We start from the raw sequence: 7,553 nt of genomic DNA, 5'->3' as shown, positions 1-7,553 counted from the left end.
CACAATCTTCGTTTCGCGGAAGAGCACATAGCCCATCTGGATGCCGACCATATAGCGTTTATATTCTTCGTTGTAAACAGGCGTGAGCGAATTGGTAAGCGTATCGCCGTTACGGATAACGGTAATGTTTACGGGTTCGCCCTTGCTGCCGTCGATAATGCGCACCACTTCTTCGTAGCGGGAAATATGTTCGCCGTTAATTTCAAAGATGGTATCGCCCACGGCAAGGCCCGCCTTTTCGGCTGCAGAGCCCGCTACAGGAGGCAAGCGTACAATCACGCGGTTGCGCGGGTAAATACCGATGTCACCGATACCCATCGCAATTTCGGAGCTAGTAGAATCTTGCGCCGGAATCACGAGTTCTTCGGGCACGACCGTAATCGTTAGCGGTTCGCCGCCACGGTGCACGGTAAGCGGGACGCTTACGCCGAGACTCACGCCAATCTGTTCGCGGAAATCGTCCCAACCCTGAGTGGGCTTGCCGTTGATTTCAGTAATGGTGTCGCCCGGCTGAATGCCAGCGGTTACGGCCGGAGAATCCTTCGCCACAAAACCAACGATCAAATCGTTCGTTGCCGGTTCTTCGACACCGACCATGTAAAGAATCATCAACAAGATGAAGGCAAACACGATATTGATGAACGGGCCCGCAAATGCAATCGACGCGCGAGCGCCAACCGATTTCGCCACAAAATCACGTTCATCGGGAACCTGGCCTTCCTTGAGCGTATCGGGATTTTCACCCGCCATGGCCACATAGCCACCAAATGGAATTGCCGAGATGCAGTATTCCGTTTCGCCGTGGCGGAACTTGATAAGTTTCTTTCCGAAACCGATGCTAAACGTATTGACTTTAACGTTGTTCCACTTGGCCACCATAAAGTGGCCCAGTTCGTGAATAGTCACCAAAAAACTCAAACCGATAAGGCCGAGAACAAACATCAAGACATTACTGAATATCGATTCCATCGTGTAATAATGTAGTAAAATGCACCAAGAGATCCTTCGACTTCGTCACTTCGTGACTACGCTCAGGATGACACAAGACAAAAGAAGATGTACAGTCCGGCATGACAATTTTAGCGTAGTCTTCTCAAGCCGCGGGGCATCGGGACTTCGGTGCCGTTTTCCTGCAACAGGTAAATGTTGTCGAGGCTAATGTAGCCTGTACCGCTGTAACGGGCGCGCCAAGAGAAGTTCTTGATTTGTTTCGGGTCGAGCTGCGGAATGGTCTTGCCCCAGCCTTCTTGCGTCATGTTTTCCCAAATGAGCGTGTCGCGCACCCAGGAGCCGCGAGTATTTTTCAAGCGCACCATGAATTCGTCGTAATCCTTGACCTGTTCGCTTGCGATTTGCACTTCGAAGTAGCCATCGGGATTGCTATGGTTCGTGGCGTAGTCGAATACGATGCCCACCGAGTTGTGAACTTCTTCAGGAATCACGTAGTAGGCGCCGGCAAAGTTCGGCCAGCCCTGCGTAGGCGGCTGCTCGATCATGAAGTCGTGGCGAATAAAGCCGCCGTGCGGAGGCGCCCCGTTAAAGACCTTCGCGCCGATAGTCGTCGCGTTGTCACCGTTAGCGACCGGATACCAGTCGACCGCATCGAGGCCGTTATCGTAATTCTGCATCACGTGCGTGGTGCGGTAGGCACCGCGTATACGGAACGGAATCTTGAACACCGTCGACTTTTTGCCAAGACCGGAAATTTTCAGCACAGCCGTCGCCGAGCCCAGCTTAACATTGGCCGGGAAGGGCACCTTGACATGGAAACTTTCAATAGAAGCGTTCCACTTGCCGTCATCGGGAGCAATAGCCTTTGAAATTCCAAGTTCAGGAATCGTGAGCGTACATCCAATTAGCTGACCGTTTTCTTGAACTACCGTTCCAAACAGGTCGAGCGTGTCACCTGCAAGGAGCACCTTCTTTTCGAGAGCCGCAGCCAACACCTTGGGTTCCGCGGCAGCCTCGCCCGAAGTCACTTGCGGGTTAATTTGTACAACAGCGAGTCCAAACGGCGGCACCGTAATGTCCTTGCTCTTGCTCGGGTTAATGCGGCGGCCGCTCGGGCCCATTTTCGGGTACGGGTACGCCTTCTGCGAAGTGCCCACCCACTTGAACTGGTCTTCGCCAAAGATTTCGACCTGAGTGCGAACCAGATCACCCTTGCCGACTTCGGTCGCGCCACCTGCAGCAGAAACGCTTGCGCGGTCAATCTGTACCACCTGCGGGGTTTCCGACAAGTTCACAATCATCACGCGGGCAGAATCACCCTTGCCGATAGCGTAAGCTTCGATGTCTGCGCTCGTCGATTTTACGGGCAGCACCGCATAACCATTTTCAAGGAAATCCATGTAGGTCATGTAAATGCCGTAGTATTCCGCCGTCGGCTCCAGAGACTTCCAATAATTCCAGGAGCCTTCCTTTACAAGAGCCGTCATGCTGATGGTGCCCCAAGTGTCATCGGGGCCTTTGAACAAGTTACCGAAAGCATCCCACGGAAGCACCTGCAAGCGATTTCCAAAGCGCATGGCATGCTGCGCAAAAATACTTGCCACGGCAGATGCCTGCGGGTAATCCATCAGCAGGCTATACCCTTGCACGCAGGTGCTGAATTCCGAAAGGAACACGCCGCGTTCGCCTTCAAGGTGACGTTTCATCCATACATTCAGCGTATCCATATTCGGGCCCACGTCGAGCATGGCCTTGAGCATATCGGCAGGCTTCGGTTCGTTGGGCGTCCAGTACGGGTAATTGTGCAAGTCCACTACATCGAGGTAACGCTTGCCGTCTTTCTTTTCGGCCTCACCCACAATGCGCAAGAATTCTTCCATCCAGTACTTGCCATCGAGCAAGCCGGAACCCTTCTGCTGCATTTTATGCGTGCTGAACAGCGGGCCGTGCAGAACGATTGTAGAATCCACCGCCTTCATGGCGCGGGCGTATTCCAGGTAGCGCGCAGCATAATGCCTTGCCGAAATCGGGCCGGATTCTTCCCATTCGCCGTCAAGTTCGTTGCCGATTTGCCACTGCTTAATGTTGTAGCCCTTTACTTTATTTGCATAACGCACCCAGGCGGCAGCTTCTTTCGAAGTTCCGGTACCCGCATTCACGCAAATGACCGCACGGGCATTCGGGAGCGTCTTGATGTACTTCATGAATTCTTCAAAATCCCACTTGATGTCGGTCCAGTCGGTGCGGGCCTTGTCGCCATTGCGGGTAGACATCGCGTAGAACTTGTAGTTGTTACCGCCAAGCAGGTCGGTTTCGCCGCTATAAAGTTTCATTTCGCGAATCTGCACGCCCTTACTAGGCAAATCCGTCGTCTTGAAGCGAATCGCCACATAGCGGCTGCGGAACTTAGACTTGTACTTGGTGGTCGCACCATTCACCTTGACCACTTTTTCAAGTTTCAGCTTGTTTTCGAGCGCCTGGTGCACGCCCGGATATTCGGCATAGTCTTCGGTCCAGTAGGCAATTTCAAAAGCCTTCGGGCGAAGCGTTCCCCAATCGATTTGCAAGGAATCGACATCGACCTTTTCGGGGAATTCCACCACGACCCAAGGCGGGTCCACCGGGTCCAGGATTTCGCCCCACCACATGGTTTCCATATTGCCGTCGGCCAGGTGACTGCGACGCACAAAGCCGTAGTTGTCCTTGGTGGTGCCGCGGTAAATCGTTTCGCCCAAGAAACCGCGTGCCCACTTGTTCTCGTCGGCGGTCCAGAGGCCCGTGCTATCGTAGCTACCGATACCGTTCCAGTGGTAATCATTGGAAAGGCTGCCATTCGGGAAACGGAACAGCGTGTAACCGCCATCGACCAAAGCAGAGGTCATGTCGTAATAACGGCTCGGCGGATTCCAAATCGCCAAGTCCGCAGACATCATGTTGTCTTTATTGATGACGACACCCGGATGCAAGTCATCGACCTTGATGACATTCTGGGCGGCAATGGCTGCCACGGCTAATAAGGGGATGCAATATCTTGTTTTCATAGACGCCTCTCCTGCAAATATACTATAAAAAGAGCGCCTTGCACCCAAGTAGATGCAAGGCGAGTGGATGGAGTTCGTAGTTTCGTTTCATTACTTCAGGCGATGACCGTTCAGGTTGTAGCGCTTGCCATTCTTTTCGACGTAAAGCATCTGGTCTGCAAAGCGCAGGCGCGGAGCCTTTTCGACATTGGCCTTGCGAGAAACAACCGGACGAGCATCGATTCCGGCAACACCTTCGACAGCAAAGCTCGGAGCATAGCCGGCATTGATCGCTTCGATTGCTCCTGCAAGGTAGGCAATCGGGGCATTCCAGTTGATGGCCACTTCGTTAGTCGCGTAGCTACAACGATTATCCGTATAGGAAGTCGCAGGCTTGCCGGTCCTATAGTCCTTGCATTCCCAATCCTTAGTACCAATATCTTCGCCACCGGGCTGCGGGCCACCTACGAGCATTCCAGGAACCGGATCGGTCACGCCATCGGCCGTACTCGGACGGTGATGCGGCATCTTGGGAGACTTGGTGCCGAAACCAGTCAGGAACGACATGTCGAGCGGATTCTTGCCAAGAAGGTAATCAAGCACCTTGGTTGCCGCGACATAATACTTCTTGTCGCCAGTCAGGTAATAGGCATGCAGCAGCCATACGCCCTGGTTTCCGGCCACGGAGTTGGATCCCCAGTAGAAGTCGTTTTCGCCCATCACGACACCAAAACCCGTGTTTGAACGCTTCACGAAATCGTCGGCCACGCTAAGCAAGGTGTCCTTCGCCTGCTGAGCAACATCACCAAATTCGGTGGCATGGGTAGCCTTTCCATAGGTGGCAAGGCCTGCAACATCCGCCCAGCCCGGCAAGTTGTGAGAAGCTCCCGAAGTCTTATACGTCGCATCTCCGGTCGTTGCATAAAGTTCCGTTCCTGCAAAGTCCTTCTCGTCACCGAGCGAACCATCGGCATAAGAGCCCGTACCGACATCAGAAGGATTGTTGAACTTTACATTCGGATTCTGGGCACCCCAGGCATAAGCCTTCTTGGCAGCCTCAAGACAAGTGCTTGCATAGGACGCATCGAACGGTTTATAAACGCGGGCCGCCACAGCCATCACGGCAGCAAAATCGAATGTAGCTGCGGTGCCCTTGCCAATGACATAAAGCTTTTCCGTATCCTTTGCAGGCATCACGTCGCCAGGGAACTGGAGCGTGGTCAGCTTGTGGTAAACTGCGCCATCGCTTGCCTGCATGGTAAGCATCCAGTCAAGATTATACTTGATTTCGGCAAGCAGATCCGGAAGAGAGCCTTCAGCAGGGATATTCCACTTGAGAGTCTTAAAATAATCCGGGAAGTGCTCATAGAGCGAAAGGAGCGTGTAGGTGGTGATACCCGAATTCACAATGTAGCGGCCATAGTCGCCGGCATCGTACCAGCCCTTGCTAGAATTAATCGTTCCCGAAGCACCGGTAGAGCTATGGAGAGTCGCCGTCGCATTAGTATGTCCCGCGGGACGCTTCCACTGCCCAGCATAAGCTTCATCGAGGGCCATGGAAGCGCGCTGATAATAGTACCACTTAAGCGAGGCCTTAACAACCTCTTCGAAGGGCTTGTCGGCAATAACCAGGTCCGAGCGCAGCACCTGTCCACCAACCTTAATGGAGTACGTTCCCGGAGTCTTCAGATCAGAAAAATCGACCAGCTGCACATTCTGGCCACTCGGAGCCCAGGTGGAGGCCTCGGACGGAGTCGCTGTCAAGACTGTCGCCCCGCTCGCATCCACAATTTCAACGTTACCGGAACCATCTGCCAGCGTAAATTCCTTTGCATCGCCGGTGCGGTAGCCAATCTGGTTGATATAAGCCGTAGCGGCAAAAGCAGTCGATGCCATGGAAAGCAACGAAATTGCCAGGGGAACATACTGTTTCAGACCGAATTTGACCTGCATGTGCACTCCTTGAGGTTTGTTTCGGTCTAAAATCTATCCCCAAAAAAAGAAAGATTGCCTAAAATTGTTAGGCAATCTGGTTACAACTGTACCCAACCCCGATTTTTCGGGAAAAAAGGCTAATTACTTGATCAAAGCCTCGGTCAGGCGACGAGCTTCGGCATCGGCTTCGAGCACCTGGTCGAGCGTGAGATGCCCCGTGACTGTCGGGGCACCGGCCATAATCGTTTCCACATGCTTCGGGATGTCGGTGAACTTAAGTTTTCCCTTGAGGAAGGAATCCACCAGCACCTCGTTCGCGGCATTCATCATGGCCGGAACGATACCGCCACGGCGGCCCGCCTCGAACGCGAGGGCGAGGCAGCGGAACTTATTGAAATCCGGCTCGAAGAAGGTAAGTTTCGCGAGCGTCGGCAGATCGAGGCGCTTGGTCTCGAGCGGCAGACGGTCGGGCCACGTGAGCGCCACCTGGATAGGAATACGCATGTCGGGCGCTCCAAGCTGAGCCATCAGGGATCCATCGCGGAACTGCACCAGCGAATGCACCATGGACTGCGGATGAACCACCACCTTGATCTGTTCATACGGAATGTGGAACAGGAAGTGCGCTTCCAGGACTTCAAGCCCCTTGTTCATCATGGAGGCAGAATCGATGGTAATCTTCTTGCCCATGCTCCACACAGGATGATTAAGCGCGTCGGCCACGGTAATCTGATCAAACTTCTCGATAGGCCATTCGCGGAACGGACCGCCGGACGCCGTAATTTCGAGGAACTCCACTTCCTTTTCGGGGCGGCCGGAGAGGCACTGGAAAATGGCGCTGTGTTCGGAGTCGATCGGTGTAATGAAGGACTTCGGGTTTTCGGCGAGTTTGTCCCAGATGACGGGACCGGCCATGACCATCGTCTCCTTGTTGGCGAGCGCCACATGCTTGCCATGTTCGATGGCGGTAATGGTCGGGAGGCACCCCACGGCACCCATCAGGGCGTTGATGATGATATCGGCCTTCGGGTCGGCGGCAAGCTCACACAAGCCTTCCATGCCGGCGAGCACGGGCATGCCGAGTTCCTTTTCAAGTTCCTTCGCGGCAGCCTCGTTGAACATGCAGACGCGTTCCACCTTGAACTTGCGCACAATTTCGGCAACTTTCGCCACGCTACTATTTGCAGCGACGGCATAAAGATTAAAGATATCGGAATGTTGCAAGATGACATCGACGCTGGACGTTCCGATTGAACCCGTAGCACCGAGAAGGACGACATTTTTCATTTTAGGACCTCTATTTGGACTAAATCCATTCTTCTCCATAAAAAATAGCATATTTTTCGGAAGAACAAAAAAAAGATTCTCCCCGCCGGAAGAATCTTTTCTTAGAGAGAGGTTTTTGTTTTTACAGTTTCACTTTCCAGGTCTTGTTGCCGACCTTCACGATATACACGCCTTTCGCACCGGTGTAAACCTTCTGTTCTGCACCGAGACCGCGAGTGCTGCGCACCTTATGACCGAGGCTATTGAACACGGTAATACTTTGGCCCTGCGCACCACCGACCACAATATAGTTGTCAGAAGACCTGTAGACCGCCAGATGGAAGTTGTTCTGGATCGAGGGATCAATTCCCATGCCGGGAC

At 53.4% G+C, this 7,553-nt stretch carries 5 protein-coding genes; all 5 read right to left on the bottom strand.

The window, feature by feature from the left end:
• The coding region (gene rseP, locus Q0628_RS06980) for an RIP metalloprotease RseP (protein ID WP_298769489.1) at positions 1-969 on the bottom strand (969 nt) is incomplete at its 3' end.
• Positions 970-1,079: 110 nt separating this feature from the next.
• Positions 1,080-3,992, bottom strand: coding sequence for a glycoside hydrolase family 44 protein (locus tag Q0628_RS06975; RefSeq protein ID WP_298769487.1), 2,913 nt, complete (start codon positions 3,990-3,992; stop codon positions 1,080-1,082).
• Between the two features lie 90 nt (positions 3,993-4,082).
• Positions 4,083-5,924 (bottom strand): glycoside hydrolase family 9 protein, encoded by a 1,842-nt coding sequence (locus Q0628_RS06970; RefSeq protein ID WP_298769485.1) that lies wholly within the window; start codon positions 5,922-5,924, stop codon positions 4,083-4,085.
• A gap of 123 nt (positions 5,925-6,047) precedes the next feature.
• A complete protein-coding gene (gene dxr, locus Q0628_RS06965; RefSeq protein WP_298769483.1) occupies positions 6,048-7,193 on the bottom strand; it encodes a 1-deoxy-D-xylulose-5-phosphate reductoisomerase in 1,146 nt (381 codons plus the stop codon).
• Between the two features lie 121 nt (positions 7,194-7,314).
• On the bottom strand, positions 7,315-7,553 hold a 239-nt coding region (locus Q0628_RS06960; protein WP_298769481.1), incomplete at its 5' end, for a T9SS type A sorting domain-containing protein.

The sequence above is a fragment of the uncultured Fibrobacter sp. genome (genome assembly GCF_937877005.1).
Classification (GTDB): Bacteria; Fibrobacterota; Fibrobacteria; order Fibrobacterales; family Fibrobacteraceae; genus Fibrobacter.
This window is presented reverse-complemented; position numbering and strand designations above follow the sequence as displayed.